This is a genomic window from Actinoallomurus vinaceus (assembly GCF_039542055.1).
GTDB classification, from domain to species: Bacteria; Actinomycetota; Actinomycetes; order Streptosporangiales; family Streptosporangiaceae; genus Actinoallomurus; species Actinoallomurus vinaceus.
This window is the reverse complement of sequence record NZ_BAABHK010000019.1, coordinates 15,400-39,180: the sequence shown is the minus strand read 5'-3', so window position 1 is coordinate 39,180 and position 23,781 is coordinate 15,400. Positions and strand designations below refer to the sequence as shown.

The 23,781-nt window shown below is 71.8% G+C and carries 19 protein-coding genes; 8 read left to right on the top strand and 11 right to left on the bottom strand.

Going from position 1 to position 23,781, the window contains the following annotated elements; genetic code table 11:
* Positions 1–63 precede the first annotated feature (63 nt).
* The 5 genes from ABEA24_RS44195 to ABEA24_RS44175 all read right to left on the bottom strand — a co-directional run bounded on the left by ABEA24_RS44195 (position 64) and on the right by ABEA24_RS44175 (position 6,607).
* The gene (locus ABEA24_RS44195) at positions 64–2,616 is read right to left on the bottom strand and encodes a bifunctional FO biosynthesis protein CofGH (protein WP_345440053.1); all 2,553 of its coding nucleotides are present in this window, start codon (positions 2,614–2,616) and stop codon (positions 64–66) included.
* A 52-nt stretch (positions 2,617–2,668) separates the two neighbouring features.
* On the bottom strand, positions 2,669–3,571 hold the full coding sequence (locus ABEA24_RS44190) for a DNA-3-methyladenine glycosylase family protein (protein WP_345440051.1): 903 nt from the start codon (positions 3,569–3,571) through the stop codon (positions 2,669–2,671).
* Positions 3,572–3,582: 11 nt separating this feature from the next.
* On the bottom strand, positions 3,583–4,635 hold the full coding sequence (gene manB, locus ABEA24_RS44185) for a mannose-1-phosphate guanylyltransferase (RefSeq protein WP_345440505.1): 1,053 nt from the start codon (positions 4,633–4,635) through the stop codon (positions 3,583–3,585).
* Between the two features lie 49 nt (positions 4,636–4,684).
* Complete coding sequence (locus ABEA24_RS44180; protein ID WP_345440049.1) at positions 4,685–5,800, bottom strand: glycosyltransferase family 4 protein; 1,116 nt, start codon at positions 5,798–5,800, stop codon at positions 4,685–4,687.
* 99 nt (positions 5,801–5,899) lie between these two features.
* Positions 5,900–6,607, bottom strand: coding sequence for a class I SAM-dependent methyltransferase (locus tag ABEA24_RS44175; protein WP_345440047.1), 708 nt, complete (start codon positions 6,605–6,607; stop codon positions 5,900–5,902).
* Between the two features lie 82 nt (positions 6,608–6,689).
* Here ABEA24_RS44175 and ABEA24_RS44170 point away from each other — a divergent pair, with 82 nt between their 5' ends.
* Positions 6,690–7,637, top strand: a complete 948-nt coding sequence (locus ABEA24_RS44170; protein ID WP_345440045.1) for a lysylphosphatidylglycerol synthase transmembrane domain-containing protein — start codon at positions 6,690–6,692, stop codon at positions 7,635–7,637.
* Positions 7,638–7,777: 140 nt separating this feature from the next.
* Positions 7,778–8,116: a thioredoxin gene (gene trxA / locus ABEA24_RS44165; RefSeq protein ID WP_425551307.1), complete on the top strand. Its 339-nt coding sequence runs from the start codon at positions 7,778–7,780 to the stop codon at positions 8,114–8,116.
* Here trxA and ABEA24_RS44160 read toward each other — a convergent pair whose 3' ends face one another.
* Genes ABEA24_RS44160 through ABEA24_RS44150 form a run of 3 tightly spaced genes read right to left on the bottom strand, consistent with a single transcriptional unit; the run spans position 8,117 to position 12,326 of the window.
* The gene (locus ABEA24_RS44160) at positions 8,117–9,262 is read right to left on the bottom strand and encodes a glycosyltransferase family 4 protein (protein WP_345440043.1); all 1,146 of its coding nucleotides are present in this window, start codon (positions 9,260–9,262) and stop codon (positions 8,117–8,119) included.
* Between the two features lie 34 nt (positions 9,263–9,296).
* On the bottom strand, positions 9,297–10,193 hold the full coding sequence (locus tag ABEA24_RS44155; RefSeq protein ID WP_345440041.1) for a glycosyltransferase family 2 protein: 897 nt from the start codon (positions 10,191–10,193) through the stop codon (positions 9,297–9,299).
* A gap of 54 nt (positions 10,194–10,247) precedes the next feature.
* Positions 10,248–12,326 (bottom strand): hypothetical protein, encoded by a 2,079-nt coding sequence (locus ABEA24_RS44150; protein ID WP_345440039.1) that lies wholly within the window; start codon positions 12,324–12,326, stop codon positions 10,248–10,250.
* A 61-nt stretch (positions 12,327–12,387) separates the two neighbouring features.
* Here ABEA24_RS44150 and ABEA24_RS44145 point away from each other — a divergent pair, with 61 nt between their 5' ends.
* From ABEA24_RS44145 to ABEA24_RS44135, 3 genes are all read left to right on the top strand, one after another.
* On the top strand, positions 12,388–13,110 hold the full coding sequence (locus tag ABEA24_RS44145) for a TIGR03089 family protein (protein ID WP_345440037.1): 723 nt from the start codon (positions 12,388–12,390) through the stop codon (positions 13,108–13,110).
* 42 nt (positions 13,111–13,152) lie between these two features.
* Positions 13,153–14,574, top strand: coding sequence for an LCP family protein (locus ABEA24_RS44140; RefSeq protein WP_345440034.1), 1,422 nt, complete (start codon positions 13,153–13,155; stop codon positions 14,572–14,574).
* Between the two features lie 112 nt (positions 14,575–14,686).
* A complete protein-coding gene (locus tag ABEA24_RS44135) occupies positions 14,687–15,805 on the top strand; it encodes an acyltransferase family protein (protein WP_345440032.1) in 1,119 nt (372 codons plus the stop codon).
* On the opposite strand, the gene ABEA24_RS44130 is transcribed toward ABEA24_RS44135, so the two are convergent.
* Genes ABEA24_RS44130 through wecB form a run of 3 tightly spaced genes read right to left on the bottom strand, consistent with a single transcriptional unit; the run spans position 15,735 to position 19,697 of the window.
* Positions 15,735–17,966: a glycosyltransferase gene (locus ABEA24_RS44130; RefSeq protein WP_345440030.1), complete on the bottom strand. Its 2,232-nt coding sequence runs from the start codon at positions 17,964–17,966 to the stop codon at positions 15,735–15,737. The two genes, ABEA24_RS44135 and ABEA24_RS44130, sit on opposite strands and share 71 nt — an antisense overlap.
* Positions 17,963–18,637, bottom strand: a complete 675-nt coding sequence (locus tag ABEA24_RS44125; RefSeq protein ID WP_345440028.1) for a hypothetical protein — start codon at positions 18,635–18,637, stop codon at positions 17,963–17,965. Before ABEA24_RS44125 ends, ABEA24_RS44130 begins: the two co-directional genes overlap by 4 nt.
* Entirely contained in the window at positions 18,630–19,697 is a 1,068-nt protein-coding gene (gene wecB, locus ABEA24_RS44120; protein ID WP_345440499.1) for a non-hydrolyzing UDP-N-acetylglucosamine 2-epimerase, read from the bottom strand. The genes ABEA24_RS44125 and wecB overlap by 8 nt, the downstream gene beginning before the upstream one ends.
* Before the next feature lie 50 nt (positions 19,698–19,747).
* On the opposite strand from wecB, the gene ABEA24_RS44115 reads away from it, so the two are divergent.
* The 3 genes from ABEA24_RS44115 (at position 19,748) to ABEA24_RS44105 (ending at position 23,707) form a co-directional block, all read left to right on the top strand.
* Positions 19,748–21,235, top strand: coding sequence for a glycosyltransferase family 4 protein (locus ABEA24_RS44115; protein ID WP_345440026.1), 1,488 nt, complete (start codon positions 19,748–19,750; stop codon positions 21,233–21,235).
* A gap of 13 nt (positions 21,236–21,248) precedes the next feature.
* Positions 21,249–22,517 (top strand): nucleotide sugar dehydrogenase, encoded by a 1,269-nt coding sequence (locus ABEA24_RS44110; RefSeq protein WP_345440024.1) that lies wholly within the window; start codon positions 21,249–21,251, stop codon positions 22,515–22,517.
* A gap of 68 nt (positions 22,518–22,585) precedes the next feature.
* A complete protein-coding gene (locus tag ABEA24_RS44105; protein WP_345440022.1) occupies positions 22,586–23,707 on the top strand; it encodes a glycosyltransferase in 1,122 nt (373 codons plus the stop codon).
* The last annotated feature ends 74 nt before the right edge of the window (positions 23,708–23,781 follow it).

Genomic DNA, 23,781 nt, shown 5'->3' with positions numbered 1-23,781 from the left:
CGGAGGCCCGGCGTATCGTCCGCCCGCGGGAACACGTAAGCGGATGCTCACTCGGCCCGGCGGTCAGGTGATGAGCGGCAGGAACCGCCCGACGCCGTCCGTCGCCAGCGCCGCCGCACGACGCTCCTCCGGCACCGCGCCGTACAGCGTGGTCCGCTGCCGGGCCGGACGCCCGGCCCGCGCGGCCAGCTCCTCCAGCGCCGACATCGTCTTGAACGAGCCGTTCTCCGACCCGGCCATCCGGCTGATGGTCTCCTCCATGAGCGTGCCGCCGAGGTCGTTGACGCCGCCCTGGAGGACCTGGGCGCACAGCTCGTCCTCGAGCTTCACCCACGAGCACTGGATGTTGGGGATCGCCCCGTGCAGGAGGACGCGGGCGAGGGCGTGCACCGCGCGGTTCTCCCGCGCCGTCGGCCCGGTCCGCGCCAGGCCGGCGAGGTAGATCGGCGCGTTCTGGTGCACGAACGGCAGCAGGACGAACTCGGTGAAGCCGCCCGTGCGCTCCTGGATCGACCGGATCAGCTTCAGGTGGGCGACCCAGTGCGCGGGCGTGTCGACGTGGCCGTACATCATCGTCGACGTGGTCGGCAGGCCGATCTCGTGCGCGGTCGTGACCACCTCGACCCACGCCGACGTCGGCAGTTTGCCCTTGGTGAGCACCCAGCGCACGTCGTCGTCGAGGATCTCGGCGGCCGTGCCGGGCAGCGAGTCGACGCCCGCCGCCTTGGCCTCGAGCAGGAAGTCCCGGATGGACAGGTCCGTACGGGCGGCGCCGTTGACGACCTCCATCGGGCTGAAGGCGTGCATGTGGATCTCCGGCGCCCGCTTCTTCACCTCGCGCGCGAGGTCGAAGTACGCGGTGCCCGGCAGGTCCGGGTGGATGCCGCCCTGCATGCACACCTCGGTCGCGCCGGCCGCCCAGGCCTCGTCGACCCGCTGCCCCACCTGCTCGATGGACAGCGTGTACGCGTCGGCGTCCGTACGGCGCTGGGCGAACGCGCAGAACCGGCAGCCGGTGTAGCAGACGTTGGTGAAGTTGATGTTGCGGGTGACGACGTAGGTCACGTCGTCGCCGGCGGCGTCGCGGCGCAGGTCGTCGGCGAGCCGGGCCAGGGCGTCGAGCTCGGGGCCGTCGGCGTGCAGCAGCGCGAGGGCGTCCTGGTCGGACAGCCCGGCCGGGTCGCGCTCGGCGTTCCGCAGGGCCGCCGCGACGTCGGCGTCGAACCGCTCCGCGGGCCGGATCCGCGTACCGACCTCGGACCAGTCGCCGTACACCTCGTCGAAGTCGTCCCGGCGGTCCTTCGTCCTGCCCTCCGAGTCGATCGCCACATGGAGATCCACCCGCCCGGCCTCGCCCCAGCTGCCGTCCGGCTCCTGCCAGGGCAGCCCGACCGGTGTGACGTCCTCGCGGGCCATCCCGTCGGGGCCGGCGAGCGCGGCCACGTGGGCGGCGAGGCGGGGGTCGAGCCAGGACTCGCCACGCCGGACGTACTCGGGGTAGATCGTCAGGCGCTCCCGCAGCGCGAACCCGCTGTCGGCCGTACGGGCGGCGAGCTCGTCGATCTGCGGCCACGGACGCTCGGGGTTGACGTGATCGGGAGTGAGCGGGGAGACGCCGCCCCAGTCGTCGATGCCCGCCCGCAGCATCAGGGCGTACTCGGAATCGACGAGGTTCGGCGGGGCCTGCACGCGCGCCTTCGGCCCCAGGACGATGCGGGTCACGGCGATGGTGGCCGCGAGCTCCTCCAGCTCCGCGTCGGGCATCGAGCGCATCTTGGTGTCCGGCTTGGCGCGGAAGTTCTGGACGATCACCTCCTGGATCCCGCCGTACTCCCGCGCGACCTTCCGGATCGCGAAGATCGACTCGGCGCGGTCGCGGATCGTCTCGCCGATGCCGATGAGGATCCCCGTCGTGAACGGCACGTTGGACCGGCCGGCGTCCTCCAGGACCCGCAGGCGTACCGCGGGGTCCTTGTCCGGGGAGCCGAAGTGCGCGCCGCCCTTCTCCGCGAAGATCCGCCGGGACGTCGTCTCCAGCATCATGCCCATCGACGGCGCAACCGGCCGCAGCCGCTGCAGGTCCCGCCAGCCCATGACGCCCGGGTTGAGGTGGGGCAGCAGCCCGGTCTCCTCCAGCACGCGGATCGCCATGGCGCGCACGTACGAGAGCGTGTCGTCGTAGCCGTGCGCGTGCAGCCACTCGCCCGCCTGCTTCCAGCGGTCCTCCGGCCGGTCGCCGAGGGTGAACAGCGCCTCTTTGCAGCCCAGCTCGGCGCCCTGGCGGGCGATCTCCAGGACTTCGTCGGGGCTGAGGTACGGCGCGTCGAGGCGGCCGGGCACGGTCGCGAACGTGCAGTAGCCGCAGCGGTCGCGGCACAGGCGGGTCAGCGGGATGAACACCTTGCGGCTGTAGGTGATCACGCCGGGCCGGCCGGCGGCCTCCAGCCCCGCGTCGCGGATCCGCGCGGCGTACGACAGGAGCGTCTCCAGGTCCTCGCCGCGGGCGTGGAGCAGCACCTCGGCCTCGGACACGTCGAGCGATTTGCCGTCGCGCGCCCGGGCGAGCGCACGTCGTAGAGCGGTGGGCGAAGGCGCCGGAGCGGCGGGATCACTCATGTTGGCAACATACGCCCGGTTCGTCCCCGTTATTCCCATCACCCCCCGGGCGTCAGAAGCGGCGGTAGTCGCGGACCGGCATCCGTGGTCCCCGCCGTGGCGGGGCGGCCCCGGACAGCTCCAGCATGCGGGTCACCCGGTACCGGTGCCCGGCGTACGGAGCGAGGAGCTCGAGCATGCCCGCGTCGTCGACCTTCCGGCCGGTCAGCGCCCATCCCACGATGCCGGGGATGTGGTAGTCGCCGACCGACACGGCGTCGGCGTCGCCGAGGGCCCGCTGCCGCACCTCCGCCGACGTCCACACGCCGATGCCGCTCAGCGAGCGAAGCCGCCGATCCGCCTCCGCGGTGTCCTCGACCTCCAGCCGGCTCGCCACCCGCGCGGCGCCGATGATCGTACGGGCCCGGACCGCCTCGATGCCCGACTTGTGCCACTCCCAGGACGGGATCATCACCCAGGTCCGGGGCGGCGGCGGCACCCGCAGGTCCAGCGGGCCGGGCGCGGGCTCGCCGAATCCGCGCAGCAGGTAGCGCCAGGCCCGCCAGGCCTCCTTGCCCACGACCTTCTGCTCCAGGACCGCCGGGACCAGGGCCTCGAAGACGTTGCGGGTCCGGCCGATGCGAAAGTGCCGCAGCCGCAGGGCCGCCTGGCGCAGGATCTCGTGCTCCGGGCGGAACGACGACGGGTCGTCGGCCGCGCCGAGCAGCTCCGGAACGCCGTCCAGCAGCCAGGACGCCCCCGGCCCCCACGCCTCGGCCTCGATCTCGGCACCGCGCGCCAGCAGCCGCAGCGTGCCCGGGCCGTCCGGGGTCGTCGACGCGCGCCACACCGCCCCGTCAGGGGTGACCGCGAAGGCCGGGTCGCCGGAGCCCCGGCGGTGCGGCGCCAGCGTCAGCCCCACGTCGACCGGCCACGGCGGCCGCCACGTACGGGTACGGGCCTCCTGAGCGAGCAAACCGTGTCCGCTCAGCTGTCGGCGGAGAACCGCACGGCCGTCTCCGGAAGCTGCACGCCCGGCCACAGCCGCAGCCCGTCGCGCAGCTCGTTGCCCGGGCCGACCATCGCGCCGTCGCCGATCACGGCGTCCTCCACGACCGCGCCCGCGCAGATCCGCGCGCCCCGGCCCAGCACCGAGCGCGACACCCGCGCCCCACGCTCCACGACGGCCCCGTCGAACAGCACGCTCGACTCCACGGTCGCGCCCGACTCGACCACGGCCCCGGCGCCGACGGTCGTACCGCCGGAGACGGCCGCCTCCGGGGCGACCGCCGAGCCGTTGAGGAACAGGACTCCCCCGCCCGAGCGCACGGCCGGCGACTCCATCCGGCCGAGCACCAGGTCGCACGAGCCCTGCACGAAGGCGGCCGGCGTGCCGACGTCGAGCCAGTAGGCGCCCTCGACATAGCCCATGATCGTCTCGCCGGAGGCGAGCAGCTCGGGGAACGTCTCGTACTCCACCGACACCACGCGGCCGGTGGGGATCGCGTCGATCGCCGAGCGCCGGAAGATGTAGCAGCCGGCGTTCACCTGGTTGGTCGGCGGCTTCGGGGACTTCTCCACGAACGCGATGACCTTGCCCTCAGAGGTCGTCGGCACCGCGCCGTACCGCCGCGCGTCGTCGACCAGGGTGAGGTGCATCGTGACGGCCGCGTCGGACTTCTCGTGCATCGCCACCTGGGACACCAGGTCGTGGCCGGACAGGATGTCGCCGTTGAGCACGACGACCGGGCTGCCGGCGTCACAGGTCAGCTTCGAGGCGGCGTTGCGGATCGCGCCGGCCGTGCCCAGCGGCTCGTCCTCGGTGACGTAGACCAGCTCCAGGCCGAACCGCGACCCGTCGCCGAACGCCTCGGTGAACATCGCGGCGCGGTACGACGTGGCGAACACGATCCGGCGGATGCCCGCGGCGCTCGCCTTGCGCAGCTGATGCTCCAGCAGCGGTACCCCTGCCGTCGGCAGCAGCGGCTTCGGCGTCGAGATCGTGAGCGGCCGCAGCCGCGTGCCCTTACCTCCGACCAGCAGAATCGCTTCCAGGGTGCCCCTCCCTCATCGGTACCGGCCAGTCACCTTACTGTTCGACGGCGCGCTGGTAGGCCGCCATGTGGGCCTCCGCGGACGCCGCCCAGGTGAATTCACGGGAACGGGCGTGCGCCGCCTCGGCGAGCCGCCCCCGCCGTTCCGGGTCGTCGATCAGCGCGCGCAGCGCCGCCGCGATGCCCTCGGCATCGGGCTCGGTGTAGGCGACCGCGTCGCCGCCCACCTCCGGCAGCGAGGCGCGGTGGGTCGTCAGCACGGTCGCGCCGCAGGCCATCGCCTCCAGGACCGGCAGGCCGAACCCTTCGCCCCGGCTCGGCAGGGCGACGGTCAGCGCCCCGCCGAAGAACCCCGGCAGCGACGGCCACGGCAGGTAGCCGGGCCGGATCAGCCGCAGGCGGGACGGCACGTCGGCGAGCGCGGCGTCCAGTTCGTCGTCCCATCCCCCGCTGCCCGCCAGGACCATCGCGGGCGGGCGCTCCAGGTCCGCCACGGCCTCCACCCAGCCGCGGATGAGGTTGGGGACGTTCTTGCGCGGCTCGAGCGCGCCGAGGAACGCGATGTAGGGGTGCCCGTGCAGGCCCAGCCGGTCGGACAGGTGCCGCCGCTCCTCCTCGGTGGGCGGATGGAAGATCGTGTGGTCGACGCCGTGGTAGGCGACGTCGATCCGGGTCGGATCGGCGCCCAGCAGCCGGACGATCTCGTCACGCGTCGCCTTCGACGGCACGATCACCCGGGTCGCGCGCCGCACCGCGGTGCGCGTCGCCGCCTTGATGAACGTCGTCTTGAGCGGGTTGTGCGCCTCGGGGTCGGTGAAGTAGGCCATGTCGTGGACGGTCACGACGATCGGCATGCCCGGCCGTAGCGGGATCGAGTAGTACGGCTCGTGGATGACCTGCGCGCCGACCTGCTGCGCGATGAACGGCAGGCTCGTCTGCTCCCAGGTCAGGCGCGCCTGGCGGTGCGTGATGGCCGTCGGGCCGGCGACGACACGCGCCTTCGGCGCCAGCTTTCCGTACCGCTCTTCATCCGACCGCTGGCAGACGACGGCCAGATCGGCGTCCGCGCGGTGCAGCGCGCCGATCAGCCCGTCGGCGTAGCGTCCGAGCGCGCCGCGATCGGCGGGCACGCCGGTCGCGTCGACAAGCACACGAGGCACCACGGTGTCGCCCCCTCCGTTCGGTGCCGATGTGGTCGGGATCACTCCCCGATCGGAAGCCTACGCCGATCGATCGACCAGAGGGGGACCTCACCCCTTCTTGCGCGCCTTGATCAGAACGATGCTGCCACGGTCGTTGGGACTGCGCCGGTCGGCGAGCGCGACCAGCGGCGTGAGCGGCGCGGCGGCGTTGAATCCCATCCGGCCGCCGTACGCCGACAGGGAGAGGTAGAGACGCTCGGTCGAGCGGCTGCGGAACTGGTAGGAGTACTCGACGAGCTCCATCCCGCGGCCGGCCAGCAGCTCCCCGAGGCTCTCATGCGTGTAGGTGTGCTGGACGTGGTACTTCGCGCAGTGCGCCTCACGGAGCTTCGGCCACTCGCGCGAGCGGCTGAGCACGTCGGCGGACATGAACAGCTCGCCGCCGGGCTTGAGGATCCGCGACATCTCGTCCAGCGCCTTGCCGCCGTCGTCGAAGTGCTCGATCGCGCACACCGACAGCAGGGCGTCGAAGCTGCCGTCGACGAACGGCAGCCGCAGCGCGTCGCACTCGATCAGGGCCGGCGGGTGCTTCAGGGTCTGCCCGTACAGCATCTTGCCGCGCGCCAGGTCGATCGAGACCGCGTGCGCGCCGCGCTTGCGGGCCTGCCCGGCCCAGTAGCCGTCGCCGCCGGCCACGTCGAGCACCCGCTTGCCGCGCAGGTCGTCGCCCATCCACCGCAGGAGGGTCCCGGCCTCGCGGAAACGGCACACATGCACCTGATGGCCGACGAAGGCCTTCGCGTCATTGAGTTTCATCGGCTTCACTTTACGGCCCCGCCGGAGCGCGTACCCGCTGATCACCGAGTGTTCACCGGGACGTACCGACTAGTCTGGCCGGGTGATCTCCCGCCTGCGAGCGAGCCGCCTCGCGCGTGTCGCCCTGGTCGTCGTCGCGCTGGGCTTCTGCGGTTATGGGCTGTTCTCCCGCTGGGACGACACCCGTCGCGCGGTGACCGAGCTGTCCTGGCCGTACGTCGGCGCAGCGCTGCTGGCGGGGGTCCTCGGGCTCGGCGCGTGGATGCTCGCCTGGCGCCGCCTGCTGGGCGGCCTGGGCTCCCCGCTGCCGCTGCGGGCGGCGGTCCGGGTCTACTTCGTGTCCCAGCTCGGCAAGTACATCCCCGGGTCGGTGTGGGCGCTGGTCGCCCAGATGGAGCTGGCCAAGGAGCACCACGTGCCGCGCGAGCGCGGCGCGAGCGCCGGCGTGCTGTCCATGGCCACGACGATCGCCACGGGCTGCGCGGTCGCCACCGTGACGCTGCCGTTCACCTCGCCGGACGCGACGCGCCGCTACTGGTGGCTGCTCGTCCTCGCGCCGATCTTCCTGGCCCTGCTGCATCCACGTGTCCTGGCCTTCGCGTTGAACCGCGCTCTCCGGCTCGCGCGCCGGCAGCCTCTCGCTCGCACCGCCGGGCTCGGCACGATGGCCGTCTCGGTCGCGTGGACGGCGCTGGGCTGGCTGCTGTTCGGCGCGCACACCTGGCTGCTGGTGCGGGCGGCCGGCGGGCAGGGCTTCTTCCTCGCCACGGGGGCGTACGCCCTGGCGTTCACCGCCGGGTTCATCATCGTGATCGCGCCCGGCGGGGTGGGGGTGCGAGAGGCCGCGCTGACCGTGACGCTCGGGCCCGTGCTGCCGGCGGCCGGCGCGCCGCTTGTCGTCGCGCTCGCCTCCCGCGTCGTCCTCACGGTCGCCGACCTGGCGTGGGCGGGCGCCGCCGTACTCCTCGGCACCCGCCACCCCGTCCTCGTCGATGACGACGCCGAGCCGGTCGGGCACCCGGCGGACTGACCTCTGGACGCGCCCGGCCGGATCACCCCCTGGGCGCCCCCGGTCGACTAGCCTCTCCCCCCTGGAATATCGCCAGGTCCACCGGCCTTGTGTTCGGTGTTGACCGACGCCGCACTTGCGGCGCACCGGAAGGAGAGACAATGGCTCCCGTGGCCGAGCCCATCACCGTGACCGACGCGACGTTCGACCAGGATGTCCTGAAGAGCGACACGCCCGTGCTGGTCGACTTCTGGGCGACGTGGTGCGGGCCTTGCCGCATGATCGCGCCGGTCCTCGATGAGATCGCCTCCGAGTACGCCGGCAAGCTGAAGATCGCCAAGCTCGACTACGACAACAACCAGGCGACCCCGGGCAAGTACAACGTCATGGGGCTGCCGACCCTCCTGCTGTTCAAGGACGGCGAGGTCGTCGAGCAGATCACCGGCGCCAAGCCGAAGCGCGCCCTCCTCAAGGCGATCACCCCGCACATCGGGGCCTGACTAGGCAGATCGCTCCTCACCGCCGGCGCCGCTCCCGACCAGTGGCCCGGCCGTGAGGAGCTGCTCCAGATAGGCGGTCCAGTGCGGCTCGGAGTCGACGGGCCGCACGCCCGCCCGCAGCCGCGCCGGCTCGCCCGGCTCGTAGAACCGGCGCAGGGCGTCGGTGAGCGAGTCGACGTCGTCGGGCTCGCACAGCACGCCGTCGGCGCCCTCGCGGACATGGTCGGCCAGGGTGCCGGCGCGCGTCGCGATGACCGGGACGCCGTGCTCGTAGGCCATGAAGACGTTCTGGGAGGCCGTCGCGGTGCGGTAGGGCAGGACCAGGGCGTCCGCCCGGGCGAACAGCTCCGGCACCTCGGCGGCCGGGACGTACCCGGGTCGCAGCTCCACCCGCTCCTCCAGCCCGAGCGAGGAGACGAGCGCGCGGGTCTCGTCGGCACCGCCCCAGAACTCCCCGGCGACGGTCAGCGCGACGTCGTCCACCCGCGCGAGCGCGCGCAGCAGCACGTCCAGGCCCTTGTACGGCCGGACCATGCCGAAGAACAGCAGGCGGTTCCACGGGCCCTCCGGCGCGCCCGTGAGGATGGGCGTCCCATGGGGGGGCGTCGGCAGGTGCGCGGGCAGCACCGCCGTGCGCACCGGGGTGCCGGGTGCCAGGTCACGGGCGAGCTGCGCCTGCTGCGCGGAGTGCACCAGCGCGCCGTCGACGCGCGTCAGCAGCCGCCGCATGAGGGGCACGTCGTACGGCTTGCGCTCGTGCGGCAGGACGTTGTGGCACAACGCGATCACGCGCGGGCTCTCGCCGTCGCGGGAGCCCAGGCCCATCAGCATGCCGAGATAGGCCGGGACCTGCACGGGCGAGAGCACGACGAGGATCACGAGGTCCTGGGAGCGCAGCCGGCGGCCGATGCGCAGCCAGCCGTCCGGGCGGTACCAGGCCAGCGCGTGCCGGGTGCCGGGGAACGGCTCGCCCTCCGGCGTCGCGATCGTCTGCTCGCCGGGATAGAGGAAGGAGGGGTACTGCGCCTTCCACGACTCCAGCGTGACGTCGTGTCCGGCGGCGGCCAGGCGGTGCGCCAGCTCGGTGGTGTGGTGCGCACCGCCGCCCTTGTACGGGAACGCGGGGCCGATGATCGCGATCTTCACGGTCGGCCCCGCCTCCCCGTCACGTCGCTCCGGCTCACGTGTCTCCCCGGGATCGCACGATCAGGTCCGCCAGCAACGCCATCGACGCGATGATCAACCCGGTCACGAAGATCAGCACAGTGTTGATCGCGAACCGCAGCGGGTGCAGGACCATGTCGAGGATGCCCTTGGCCACGCCCAGCCCCAGCAGCCACAGCGCGAGCGGCATCAGGACCTTCAGCGGGTTGAAGTACATCACCATCCGCAGCACCTGCAGGATGTAGCGGTAGGCGTCGTGCACGAAGTGGAACTTCGAGCTGCCGGCCCGCTTGGAATAGTCGATCGGCACGTAGCGGACGTCGTGCTGGTTCGACAGGAACGCCAGCGTGATCGTCGTGACGCAGGAGAATCCGGGCGGCAGCAGCTTGAGGTACGGCTCGGCGACGTCCTTGCGGAACGCCCGCAGGCCGGAGTTCAGGTCGGGGATCTTCTGCCCGGCGAGCACCTCGGCCGTCTTGCGGATGAACCACTTGGCCGGCACCCGCAGGAACTTGTGGGTGCCCTCCTCGGTGGTGCGCGCGCCCACGACCTGGTCCACCGTCGGGTCCTGGTCGAGGATGTCGACCAGCTCCGGAATGCGGTCGTTCGGGTAGGTCATGTCGGCGTCGGTCCAGACGACGATGTCGCCCCGGGCCTGCTGGGAGCCGATCCGCCGGACGGTGCCCGACCCCCCGTTGCGGTGGAACGGCACCACCTGCATGTTGGGGTAGTGCGGCGCGGCCTCCTCGAGGCGGGCCAGTGTCTGGTCGGTCGAGCAGTCGTCGACGGCCAGCAACTCGTATGTCTGTCCGCTGGCGTCCATCGCCTTGCAGATGCGCTCGACCTCGTCGATGACGTGATCCTGCTCGTTGTAGCACGGCAGGACGATCGTCACATGGGGCGTGTTAGTCACGCCCGGCGAGGATAGTCGCCCAGTCCGATCCACGGTTCTTAGCGTACGCACTGTTCACCCTCTGTACATGGGATCGCTCATCCAGACGTTGATCGTGAGCGACCATGTACCCTGCGGAGCCGACACCAGCGTGCTCGAGTCGCGGCGGGTGTGGATGTGGAAGACCCGGCGGACCGGCCCGTACGGCGACACGTCGGACCCGTCGGCGCCGAGCAGGACCGGCCGGCGGCCCGCCGCGGCGACCTTCCGGACGATCCTCATCACGTCCTCGTCCGGAGCGGTCTTGAAGCCGGGGCGGACGGTCACGCGCGCGGTGGGCGTGTGGCACATTCCGCGGATGAGCTGGGAGAACCGGTCGCCGGTGACGCGCTCGATGATCAGGACGGAGGCGTTCGGGCCGATGGCGTCGCACATCTTCTGCGCCTGGGAGACCTCGCGCTCCTCGGTCCGCGCGAACGTCATCGGCGCCGAGGCGATCGCGGTCGGCACGAGGATCAGCAGCGCGCCCACCGCAGCACTTACCCCCGACCAACCAACCCCGACCGACCTCCCGGGTCCCAACCAGAACGGACGCCCGGGGCGGAGCCTTCGCACGCGGCGCGCCGCCCAGGCGACGGCCCACAGCGCGAACAGCAGCAGGCCCGGGATGACCATTCCGATCAGGCGGCGGCTCGCCCACGGGTGGTCGGGGGTGATCCCCGGCCGCCAGAGGGTCGCCACGGTGGTCCAGACGATGAGGGCGTACGGCAGGAGCCAGTCGGGGCGGCGCCGGCGCAGGAGGTCGCGCAGCACGAGGGCGGCGCCCACGGCGGCCAGCAGGACGGCGGGGACGCCGATGTACCACGCCACCCAGTGCAGGCTCAGCTCGTTGTACTGCCGGTTCGGGTCGAGCGGCAGGTGCGCGGTCCTCTGCAGCGCGGCGATGAAGGCGGCGTTGACCCGGTCGTCGAGGTTGTGCGGCACCCGTCGTACGATCTGGAACATCGGGCGGGCGGCGAAGAAGGCCAGCATCGCGAAGGTCGCGGGGACGGCGAGGTCCGGCAGCCGGAAGCGGGTGAGGTCCGGCAGCCCCCAGCGGCGGATCGCGAGGCTGGCGAGGGCCGTCGCGACGATCACCGCGGCCGCGATGTACAGGAGCGGGCGCAGCGACGCGCCGAGGTAGTGCAGGTACGGCCGGGACATGACGACGGCCTCGAGGAGCCCCGCGCCGACGCCGACCGTCAGGCCGGCCAGCAGCGGCAGGCCGACCCGCCGCCGCAGCGCCAGCAGCAGTCCCGCGAAGGCGAGCACCGGCAGCACGTCGCGGATGCCGTCGATGCGCACGAGGATCGTCAGGCCGAGCGCCAGGCCGCCCAGGAGGGCCGGCATGCGGCGGCCCGACCGCATGGCGTCGAGTATGAGGGCCAGGCCGCCGAACATCAGGATGAGGGCGCCGGTCTCGCTGTAGATCGACCGGGAGATCATCATCATCGGCCAGGTGAGCCCGAGCGCCAGCGCGGCGACGGGCGCCCACCGCGGGCCGATGAGGCGGGCCGTCACGCCCGCGAACGAGATGAGGGCCAGCGCGCCGATCAGCGGCATCATCGCCAGCGTCGCGTACGAGCCGCCGAGCCAGCCGCCCGGCGTGACGATCAGGGGCATCCCGGCCATGAACTGCGGCACGAGGACGCCACCGCGCTGGTAGAACGCCGGGCTGCCGTACGTCAGCGCGCCGTCCCCGCCGCCGAACGCCCACCGCATCTGCGGGATCGGCAGCGACCCGTGGCCCTCCAGCCAGGTCGCGAAGTTGAAGTACGACGCCGGGTCCCGGCGCACGACGATCTGCTGGGAGCACATCACGAGCTGCAGCGCGCCGAACGCCACCGCGACCGCGAGCACGCCCGCCAGCGGCCACCAGGAGAACCGGCCCGGGGTCCGGCCGGCCGGCCGGACCGCCCGCAGGCCGAAGGTCAGCGCGACCGCCGCGACCACGACGAACAACGGGATCGCGGCCCACGGCCGGAAAACCCCCGCCATGAGCAGCGGCAGCCCGACCACCAGCCAGGAGACCAGGAGGATGACGGGGGCGACGGTGAGGCGCGCGAAAAGGAGGTCGGCCCGGGACGCCCCGGGCCCTCCGTCGATGTCGTCCATCGAGTCCGGAGAGTAACGGTCACGAGAGCCGGGGGCCCGGGTGGCCGTAATCTTCACTTTCATGTCACATCCCGTTGAGCTCCTGCGTAGGGCGCTGGCCGCCGATCCGTCCCGTCCGCTCGTCACCTTCTACGACGACGCCACCGGTGAGCGTGTCGAGCTGTCGGTGAAGACGTTCGACAACTGGGTGGCCAAGACCGCGAACCTGCTGGTCGACGGACTCGGTGCGGTACCGTCCGGACGGGTGGTCCTCGCCCTTCCAGGGCATTGGCAGACCGCCGTCTGGCTGTTCGCGTGCTGGTCGGCCGGGCTGACGGCGGTGCCGGTCGGCGACGGCGCCATCCCGGGCGACGCCGACATCGTAGCGGCGGGCCCCTCGCGGCTGGCTGAAGCGGCCGACACCGCCGCCGATGTGGTTGGTTTGTCCCTGCATGCGCTCGGCGCGCCGCTGGCGGACTGCCCGCCGGGCGTCACCGACTACGCCGTGGAGGTCCGCGCGTACGGCGACCGCTTCCCGGGGGGCGTCCTCGACCCGGACGCGCCGGCGGTGGAGTTCGCCGGCCGGACCCTGACCGGGTCGGAACTCATGGCCGAGGCCCGGGCGTTGGGCACGCCGGAGAGTGCCCGCGTGCTCACCACTGTGGGTTTCGACACACCTCAAGATCTCCTAAGAGGTCTGCTCGGCCCCTTGACCTCCGACGGATCAGTAATAATCTGCCAAAACCTCGACGAATCAAGCCTGGAACGCCGAATCGCCGTAGAACATGTGACTTCCGTGATCTGACCGATTCGACCGTTCCATGCCCTCACCTAGCCTATGAGGCCGATGATCAGCGACTACGAGTACCTCGACCAGGGCTACCCGTCCGGTCCCCCGCCGAAGCGGGGGGTCTGGTGGCGCGTCATCGGCTGGGCCTCGATCGCGATGGCGGTCGTCCTCGTCGGCACGAGCCTCGCGGCCTACGCGGCGTACCGGAAGCTCGAGGGCAACATCAAGCACGAGGACGTCGCCGCCCAGCTGGGCGGCAAGCGGCCGCCGAAGCTGAACAAGTCCCTCAACGTCCTGCTCATCGGCTCGGACCAGCGGAACGGCGCGAACGCCAAGTACGGCCGGGACGTCGGCGAACGGTCCGACACGATGATCCTGCTGCACCTGTCGCCGGGCGGCGGAAAGGCCGTCGGCATCAGCTTCCCGCGCGACTCGATGGTGCAGATGCCGCAGTGCAAGTCGACCAGCGGCCACACCATCCCGGCGCACCTGGGAATGATCAACGAGTCGTTCAACAACGGCGGCGCCGGCTGTACGTGGCACACGATCGAGACGCTGACCGGAATCCGGATCGATCACTTCGTCAAGGTCGACTTCTCCGGTTTCAAGCGGGTCGTGGACGCGCTCGATGGCGTGCAGATCTGCCTGAGCAAGCGCGTCGCGGACAAGCAGAGCAAGCTCTACCTGTCCGCCGGGCGGCACATCGTCAAGGGCGAGCAGGCGCTGGCCTACGTCCGCACGCGGCACGGCATCGGCAACGGATCCGACACCGACCGCATCAAGCGCCAGCAGAAGTTCCTCGGCGCGGTGGTCAAGAAGGCCACGAGCAACGGCACCCTGACCAACCCGTCCAAGCTGCTGAGCTTCCTCAACGCCATGACGAAGTCCGTCACGACCGACAAGGACTTCACGATCGATGAGATGAAGAAGGTCGCCGGCAGCGTGCAGGGCATGTCGGCCGGCAAGGTGCAGTTCATCACCGTGCCGTGGGGCGCCTACGCCCCCGACCCGAACCGCATCCAGTGGAGGCAGCCGGACGCGAACAACCTGTTCGCCGCGATCCGCAACGACAACAAGGTCCAGGCCGCGGTGCCGGCCAAGAAGGTGAAGCTCCAGCCCTCGCAGGTGAAGGTCCAGGTGCTCAACGGCACGGCGACGCCCGGGCTGGCCGCGCGGGCCGGCGACCAGCTCACCCAGCACGGGTACCAGGTGGCGAAGGTCGGCACCCTGACCGGCACGCGGCCGGACAAGACCGAGATCCGCTACGGCACCGGCGCCGACCAGCAGGCCGCCGCGCTCGCTCAGGTCGTCCCGGACGCCAAGCCCGTCGCCGGGCAGGACACCCCGGCCGGGACCGTGGACCTCGTCCTGGGACCCGACTGGCAGGGCCTGAAGAGCTCGCAGTCGACCAACATCCCCTCCTCCAGCGCGGCGGGCGCGGTGAACGCCGGCGAGGACCCCTGCTCCGACAAGACGTAGACCCGCTGTAGCTGAAAGGATCCTCAGAGTTCGGTCGACGCCCTGCGTGTCCTTCCGACTGTCGGTATGGTCGATTCCCGTCCCGGACGACCGTCTGCACACTCTGGAACCGATGACCTCGCCGACAACGCACTCCGCCGGATACCCACAGGCCCCGTCACCGGGGGAGATCACGACCCCTGACCTGCCCGCTGTACGCGACGAGGCCCCGCCTCCGCCGCGCCGCCGGCGGGACCCGTTCTTCGACAACGCGAAGTTCCTCGCGATCGTGCTGGTCGTCGCCGGCCACTCGATCGTCGACCTGCGCGACGTCCGCGTCGCGCACGCGCTCTACCTGTTCGTCTACACGTTCCACATGCCGGTGTTCATCGTGATCACCGGCTACTTCTCCCGGAACTTCACGTTCTCCGGGGGCAAGGCCCGCAAGCTGATCACCAACCTGGGCGTGCCGTACGTCGTCTTCGAGACGGCGTACTCCACGTACCACTGGGCGGTCGGCAACTCGAGCTTCGAGATCAGCCTCCTCGACCCGTACTACCTGACCTGGTTCCTGATGGCGCTGTTCATGTGGCGCCTGTCCACGCCGGTGTGGCAGCAGATCCGCTGGCCGGTGGCGGTCGCCGTGGGCGTCTCCCTGCTCGGCGGCATGAGCGACCTGCCGGACGCCCTGGAGATGAACCGCGTGTTCGGCCTCGTGCCGTTCTACGTGCTGGGTCTCATGCTCAAGCCGGAGCACTTCGAGCTGCTGAAGCAGCGCAAGGCGCGGGTGCTGGGCGCGCTGACGCTCGTCGCCGGCTTCGCGTTCACCTTCTTCGTCGCGGACCGGCACATGACCACCGAGTGGGTGTACTGGCGCAGCGGCAACGCCGTCATGCACGTCGGCAACCTCACCGGCTCGGCCATGCGGCTCGGGCTCATGACCGCGGCGATCGTGCTGGTGACGGCGTTCCTGTCACTCGTGCCGGCCCGCGAGACGTGGTTCACCGGCCTGGGCGGCGCGACGCTGTACGCCTACCTGCTCCACGGCTTCTTCACGAAGCTGATGGAGTACATGGGCTGGTACGACGCGGCGCTCCTGCACACGATTCCCGGCGTGCTGGGGACCGCTGCGACCGGCGCGGTGCTGGCGACACTGCTCTGCACCCCGCCGGTCCGCAAGGTCATGCACTGGGCGCTTGAGCCGGATATGTCGTGGGCGTTCGTGCCGCTGCGGCGGCCGCGGAAGGCCTGAGCAGCTCCACCCACCGCTCGGCGACGAGATCGAGGGCGTAGGACCGCGCGAGCTCCGCGTGGCCCCGCGCCCTCTCGTCGTCCCAGCGCCCTTCCGCGACGATCGCGGCGATGTCCCGGGCCATCGCGGACGGCGACTCGTGGATCCAGCTCCGGTCGTAGATCGTGTCCGCGCCCGGCCAGGGCAGCAGCGCGGGTACGGCCCCGGACGCCATGCCCTCGGCGGGCGCCAGGTGGAAGCTCTCGTCGTCGCTGGTGGACAGCACGAAGCCGACGCGGCGCAGCCACGCGGCGACGTCCGGCCCGGCCGGGTCGAAGACGACCGAGCGCGCCAGCAGCGGCGAGCGCCGGATCCGCCGGAACAGCCCCTCGTACGCCTCCCGCTCCTCGGAGCGGTTCCAGATCCAGGGCAGGTCCCAGGGCAGCTTCGACTTCACGAACAGCGTGAACCGCGGGTCGTGCCGCCGGAGCTCCTCCAGGGTGTCCACGGCCAGGTCGAGGCGCTTGCGCCACGGCGCGATGCCGATCATCCCGAGGTGGTACCGCGCGCCCGGCAGCTTGGCCCGGTCGAACTGCGCCACGTCCACCCAGTTGGGGATCACGGTGATCTTCTCGGCCGGCCAGCCGGTCATCTTGCGGGTCAGCTCGGCGTACGACGGGCTCACGCAGACGACCTGGTCGATCAGGTCGATGTCCAGCCGTCCCGGCCACGCGCCGTACAGCTCGAAGCGGTGCAGCCGCACGATGAGCCGCTGGTCCGGCCGGCCGTGCTTCCTGCGCCACTCGGTGTACCAGACGGCGTTCGGCCCGCACCACTCACAGATGATCACGTCGGCCCACTCGGCCAGCTCGGCGCTGACCTCCGGGTCGTGGGAGCCGAGGGCGGGCCAGCGGTCGACGCGCACCTCGACGTCCGGGATCGAGCCGAAGTGGTCGAGCAGCCGCGTGAAGAACTTCAGGTCGTGCCCCGCGACGACGACGCGCGTCCGACGCCCGGATCCCTCGCGCAGCGGCGGCGGGAACGCCTGCCGCAGGTACGTGCGGAGCCGCTCGGCCGCCGCGTCGAGCGAGAACGCCTTCGCGGCGTCCAGGCACCGGCGGCGGGCCAGCGCGTAGACCTCCGGGTCGGTCACCTCCGCCAGCACGTCGACGACGTCGTCCTCGGTCGCGGCGAACAGCGGGTAGTCGGCGCCGAGGAGGTTCTCGTGCATCGGCGTGCGGTTGAGGACCACCGGCAGGCCGAGCGCGCCCATCTCCAGGACCTTGGTGGACAGTTCCAGGCTCGCGTCGAGCTCCGGGTGGCGCCAGGAGAGCCCGACGTCGCAGCCGGCCGAGACGCGCATGGCCTCGGCACGCGGGTGACCGCCGTGCCAGGTCAGGCCGGGCGTCGAGTCCAGGGCCACGCGCATCCGCCGGCTGAAGCCGGGGTCCTTCTTGTCGTTGTGGATCTTGTCGCCGATCATGTGGAGCTCGGCGTCGATGCGGCGGGCGGCCAGGCGGCGCGGCAGCCCGGTCATCTCGTAGGTGTTCCAGCGCGGCGCGAACTTGCCCGTGTAGACCAGTTTCAGCGGCCGGCCCGGCGTCTTGTCCTCGGTCGGCTCGAGGCCCTCGGGCAGGGCGACGACCGGCGGGAACAGCACGCACTTGCCCGCCGCCTTGTGCAGCACGCCCTCCAGGTGGCAGCGCAGCTCCTCGGTCTGGCAGAGCAGGAACCGTGACGCCTTGGCGACCGCCGCCAGCTCGCCGCGCGTCTTCCCGTCCAGCTCGGCGACGGTCTGCGGCACGTCGGTGAGGTACGTCCACAGCCGCCCGGCCAGCGGTGTCGCGGTGAGACGGACGGCGAGGCGCTTGCCGCGCGCGACGACCAGGTCGTACGGCTCCTCGGCGTCGAGCTCGGTGAGCAGGCCCGCGGCCTCCTCGACGGTCAGCGAAGTGGTCGCGTCCTCGGGCCGGCGCCGCACGGTCACTCCGGACAGCCGCTCCAGCGGGTCGACGAGACGCCCGGTCTTCACGGGCGCCTTGAGGACCAACGTCACCTCGACGCCGGCGACCCGCAGCGCCTGCACCACACCCTGGGCCCAGATCGCCGACCCGTCGATGATGTTCAGATCGACGTCGCCGTACACGAGAGCGCGCACGCGTTCTCCTTCTCGCAGGGTCATGTGAGTTCTTCGATGCCGAACCGGGCGCACAGACCAGGCAGCGCCTCGGCGATCGGCGTGCCGGGCGGCACCGTGGCGTCCCAGCCGAATCCGGCGATGGCCGGGGCGATGCCGGCCAGCACGACGGGACGGCCCCGGTCGCGGGCCACGCTCAGCAGCGCGAGCAGCGCCCGGTCCCGGTCGGGCACGCCCGGGACGCCCAGGTAGGCCCACGGCCCGCCGGGCTCCCCGGCGGCCGCGTCCACGATCACCAGGTCGACGTCGGTCGTGTCGAGGACCAGGGCGGCGTCGTGCGGCATCAGCGGGACGACGTGCGCGACCTCCTCCAGGGACTCGGTCGCGGCCGGGCCCAGCACGCCCGCGATCACGAGACCCGTCGCGGGCGCCGCCGCGATCAGCCGGTCCTCGTCGCGCGCGGTGAACATCGGCCGTTCGCGCGCGTCAACGGACGTGACGACGTTCGGCGCGCCCCGGTGCCGCCACATGCGGTACAGCTCGCGCGGCAACTGGACGACGCCCTTGCCGGGGCTACGGGCGGCGTCGGTGACGGCCCGGCCGACCTTGAGAGACGTCGAGCCTTCGAGTGCGGCAACGCGCGCCTCGAGAATCTGGACGCGCGCCTCGCGGTCGGCCAGAGCCGCCTTCAGGCGGGCCACCTGCCGGTCAGCCACCGAGCCATCCCTCCACGACGCGGGCGATGCGCGGTCCGGCGTGGCCGTCCCACAGCGGCGGGTGCTCCCGCTCGCCGCGGCCCGCGGCCAGGGCCTCGGCGACGGCCGGGACGACGTCGTCCGCGGTGACGAGCCGGTTGGTGCCGTGCGTGATCGTGATCGGCCGCTCGGTGTTGGGCCGGAGGGTGAGGCACGGCACGCCGAGGATCGTCGTCTCCTCCTGCACGCCGCCGGAGTCGGTGACGACGGCCGCCGCGCCCCGTACGGCCGCGACGAACTCCACGTAGCCGAGCGGCTCGAGCAGGCGGACGCGCGGGTGGGCGTCCAGGCCGGCGTCGGTGAGCACCTTCCGGCCGCGCGGGTGCACCGGCATGACGACGTCCACCAGCTCGGCGATCTCGTGCAGCCGCTTGACCAGGCCGGCCGCGATCTCCGGGTCGTCGACGTTCGCGGGCCGGTGCAGGGTCGCGACGGCGTACCGCTCGGGCAGGTCGTACGACCGCCGGACGGCCTCGGTGTCGAATTTGTCCAGGTGCGACAGGAGCGTGTCGATCATCGGGTTGCCGACGAAGTGGACCCGGTCCACGTCAACTCCCTCGGCGGCGAGGTGGCCCACCGCTTCCGGGCTGGTGACGAAGCACAGGTTCGACAGCTGGTCAACGAGCCGGCGGTTGACCTCCTCCGGCATGGTCATGTCGAAGCTGCGCAGCCCCGCCTCCACGTGGGCGACCGGGATGTGGAGCTTGGCCGCGACGAGGGCGGCGGCGATGGTGGAGTTCACGTCGCCGTACACCATGACGAGCTCGGGTGAACGCTCGATGAACTCCTTCTCCAGCGCCACCATGATCGCCGCCGTCTGTACGGCGTGGCTCCCGGAGCCGACCTCGAGGTTCACGTCGGGCTCGGGCAGGCCCAGGTCACGGAAGAACACCTCCGACATACGCTCGTCGTAGTGCTGTCCCGTGTGGATCACCCGCTGCTCGCGGCCCGTCTCGGACAGCGCGGCGATCACCGGGGCCGCCTTGACGAAGTTCGGCCGGGCGCCGAGGACATGCGCGATCACTGTTGCGTTTCCCTTTCGTTCACGGACGATCCCTAACCTCGCCCGCCATGCAGGTGGCCAAGATGATCTATTTCTGGACGGTGCTGGCGTGGCGGCACGCCCGTGCCGATCCACGACGGGCGGTCCGGCTGGCCGTACGGCTGGCCCAGGGGGTGGGGGGGCGCAGCTACGGGGGTGGAAAGCTTCGCGTGGCCCCCGCCGGAATCCGCGCGCGGTACCGCGCGCTGGCCGCACCGGCCCCGCAGCGCCAGGACCGCGAGAACGAGGACCTCCGCGCGCTGCTGGCCGACGCCGCCACGCCGCGAGAGCCAGCCGCACGCCCCGCGGGCCGCCCCGGCGGGAACACGGTGCTGCACCTGGTCACGAACGCGCTGCCGCGCACGCAGGCCGGGTACACCGTGCGGACGCACCGGATCGTGTCCGCCCAGCGCGAGCTGGGCCTGGACCCGCACGTCGTGACGCGTCTGGGGTACCCCCTGACGCAGGGCGTCCGGGACGCGCGGGCGACGTGCCAGGTGGACGGGATCCCCTACCACCGGCTGCTGCCCTGGCGGCCGCCGCGCGGGCCCGTCCAGGAGGTGCGCAAGGCCGCCGACCTGGCCGGACGCCTCGTCGAGGAGCTGCGGCCGACCGTGCTGCACGCGGCCAGCAACCACCTCAACGCGGCCGTCGCGCTGGAACTGCGGCGCAGGTACGGCCTGCCGGTGGTCTACGAGGTCCGCGGCTTCCTGGAGGACTCCTGGCTGTCGCGGGACCCGGCGCGGTCGACGGAGGACGAGTTCTACCGGCTCACCCGGGAGCTGGAGACCGCCCGGATGCGCGACGCCGACCTGGTCGTGACGCTCGGCGAGGCGATGCGCGCCGAGATCCAGGGACGTGGCGGCGTCGGTGACGTGCTCGTCGTGCCCAACGCCGTGGATGACGGCTTCCTGCAGCCCCTGCCGGACGGCGGGAAGCTGCGCGCCGACCTCGGCATCGCGGAGGACGACGTCGTCGTGGGCCTGACCTCCACGTTCTACGGCTTCGAGGGCATCGACACGCTCATCGAGGCGGCGGCGCTGCGGCGCGACTTCACGCTCCTGCTCGTCGGCGACGGCCCCGAGCGGCCGGCGCTCGAGCGCCGCGCCGCCGAGCTCAAGGTCCCGGCGATCTTCACCGGCCGGGTGCCGGTCGATCAGGTACGTCGGTATCACGCAGTCCTCGATGTTTTCGCGGTCCCGCGAAGGGCGGACCGGGTGTGCCAGTTGGTGACTCCGCTGAAACCGCTCGAGGCGATGGCAGGGGGACTCCCAGTAATAGCAAGTGATGTCAAGGCGATTCGCGAAATCATCGAACCGGGCGTGACCGGCACGTTAACTCTTCCGGAAGACGCGGAAGCCTGGGCGAATTGCCTCGACCAGCTGATTTACAGTCCAAAGCTACGCGGCGAAATCGGACAGGCGGCCCGAGAGTGGGTCGCGGCGAACCGCACCTGGCGGGCCGTCACCGCCCGCTGTCTCGGCGCTTACCGGGACCTCGCCTCCGCAGCATCTTGAAGGGAGCCACCTGGTGGATCTGGTGGTCATCGGACTTGGCTACGTCGGCCTCCCGCTCGTGCGGGAGGCCGCCCGTGCCGGCCTCCGGGCCGGCGGGCTGGACCGCGACGCTCGTGTCGTCGCCGGGCTCAAGGCCGGCCTTTCCCACGTCGACGACGTGAGCGCCGAGGAGGTCGAGCAGATGCTCGCCGCCGGCTTCACACCGACGCGGGGCGAGGACATCCTCGACGGTGCGCGCACCATCGTGATCTGCGTGCCCACACCGCTGTCGAACGACGGCGGCCCCGACCTGACGGCGGTCCGGTCGGCCGCCCAGACGGTCGCCCGGCACCTGGACCCGGGCACGCTCGTCGTGCTGGAGTCGACGACCTACCCGGGCACCACCGAGGAGGTCGTCCGGCCGATCCTGGAGGAGTCCGGCCTGGTCGCGGGCGAGGACTTCCACCTGGCCTTCTCCCCGGAGCGGATCGACCCGGGCAACCCGGTGTACGGCGTCCGGAACACCCCGAAGATCGTCGGTGGCCTGACGCCCGCCTGCGCCCAGGCCGCCGCCGCCTTCTACGGCAAGTTCGTCGACCAGGTCGTGCAGGCCAAGGGCACCCGCGAGGCCGAGATGGCCAAGCTGCTGGAGAACACCTACCGGCACGTCAACATCGCGCTGGTCAACGAGATGGCGGTGTTCTGCAACGAGCTCGGCATCGACCTGTGGGACGCGATCGCCTGCGCCTCGACCAAGCCGTTCGGCTTCCAGGCGTTCTACCCCGGCCCCGGGGTCGGCGGGCACTGCATCCCGATCGACCCGAACTACCTGTCGTACAAGGTGCGGTCCCTCGGGTACCCGTTCCGGTTCGTCGAGCTCGCCCAGGAGATCAACGACCGGATGCCGCGCTACGTCGTCGAGCGCGCGCAGGCCCTGCTCAACCGTGAGGGCCTCGCGATGAAGGGCGCCAAGGTGCTCCTGCTCGGCGTGACGTACAAGCCCGACATCGCCGACCAGCGCGAGTCGCCGGCCCGCCCGGTCGCCCGGCGGCTGCAGAAGATGGGCGCCGACCTGAGCTTCCACGACCCGCACGTCGAGGCCTGGGAGGTCGACGGCGAGGACATCCCGCGCGCCCGCGTGCTGTACACGGCGCTCGCCGAGGCCGACCTCGTGATCGTCCTCACCGACCACCGGGAGTACGACGCCGAGAGCCTGACCCGGCACGCGCGGCTGCTGTTCGACACCCGGGGCAGCACGCGCCGCGTCGAGGAAATCGCCGCCGAACGCGTCGAGCTCCTGTGACCTCATGGCCTCTTGGAATTCACCGAACGTTCGCCCATGGCCGCGAGACTCCCGGTGAAGTGAGGACGATGCGGATTTTCGTGTGCACCGTCGTGCACCATCCGGAGGACGCGCGAATTCTGCACCGGCAGATTCGCGCGCTTTTGGACGCCGGCCACGACGTGACTTATGTGGCGCCCTTTCGGGCGTGCAATGTGGCGCCCTGGCCGGAGATCGATCCGCTGGACGTGCCCCGGGCGACCGGCCGGAACCGGCTGCGCGCCCTGCGGCAGGCCCGCCGCACCCTCGCAAGGCACGCGGGCGATGCCGACATCCTCCTGCTGCACGACCCGGAGCTGCTGCTCGCGGTGCCGCACCGGCTGCGGTCGCGCACCGTCTGGGACGTGCACGAGGACACCGCGGCCGCGCTCGGCGCGAAGGGCTGGCTGCCCGCGCCCCTCCGGATCCCGTTGCGGTTCGCCGTACGCCGGATGGAGCTCCGCGCCGAACGGCGGCTGAAGCTGCTGCTGGCCGAGGACGGGTACCAGGACCGGTTCCGCCGGCCGCACCCGGTGGTGCCCAACACCACCCACGTGCCGGACGCACCGCCCGCCCCGCCCGGTGACGACCGGATCATCTACGTCGGGCAGCTGTCGTTCGCCCGCGGCGTGAACGAGCTGATCACGCTGGCCCGCCTGGTGCACGCCGACGGCATCATGCTCGACCTGATCGGCGGCGCGGACGCCGACGTACGGCCGCTGCTGCGCGAGGCCCAGCGCGAGGGGATCCTGCGCTGGTACGGGTTCGTGCCGAACGACCGGGCGCTGCGCATGGCGGAGGGCGCCCTCGCCGGCCTGTCCCTGCTGCACGACACGCCCAACTACCGGCACTCGATGCCCACGAAGGTCGTCGAGTACATGGCCCGCGGCATCCCGGTCATCAGCACGCCGAACCCGATCGCCGCGCGCATCGTCGGCGAGGCGAACTGCGGTCTCGTCGTGCCGTTCGAGGACCCGGAGGCGACGGCCGCGGCGGTCCGGCGGCTGCGCGACGACCCGGCGCTGCGCCAGGAGATGGGCAAGCGCGGTCACGAGGCCGCCCGCGCCCGGTTCCACTGGCCGGAGCAGGCCCGGCTGTTCGTCGCCCAACTCGAGGACTGGGCCCGCTCCGCCGACAGCGCGTCCGCCGAGCTGTCGCCCCGCGTGGTCTGAGCCCTCCACTGCGGACAGCCCGCGCCGCACAGCGCGACGCACCGCGCATCAGGCGGTGCCGCTCATACGGCGCA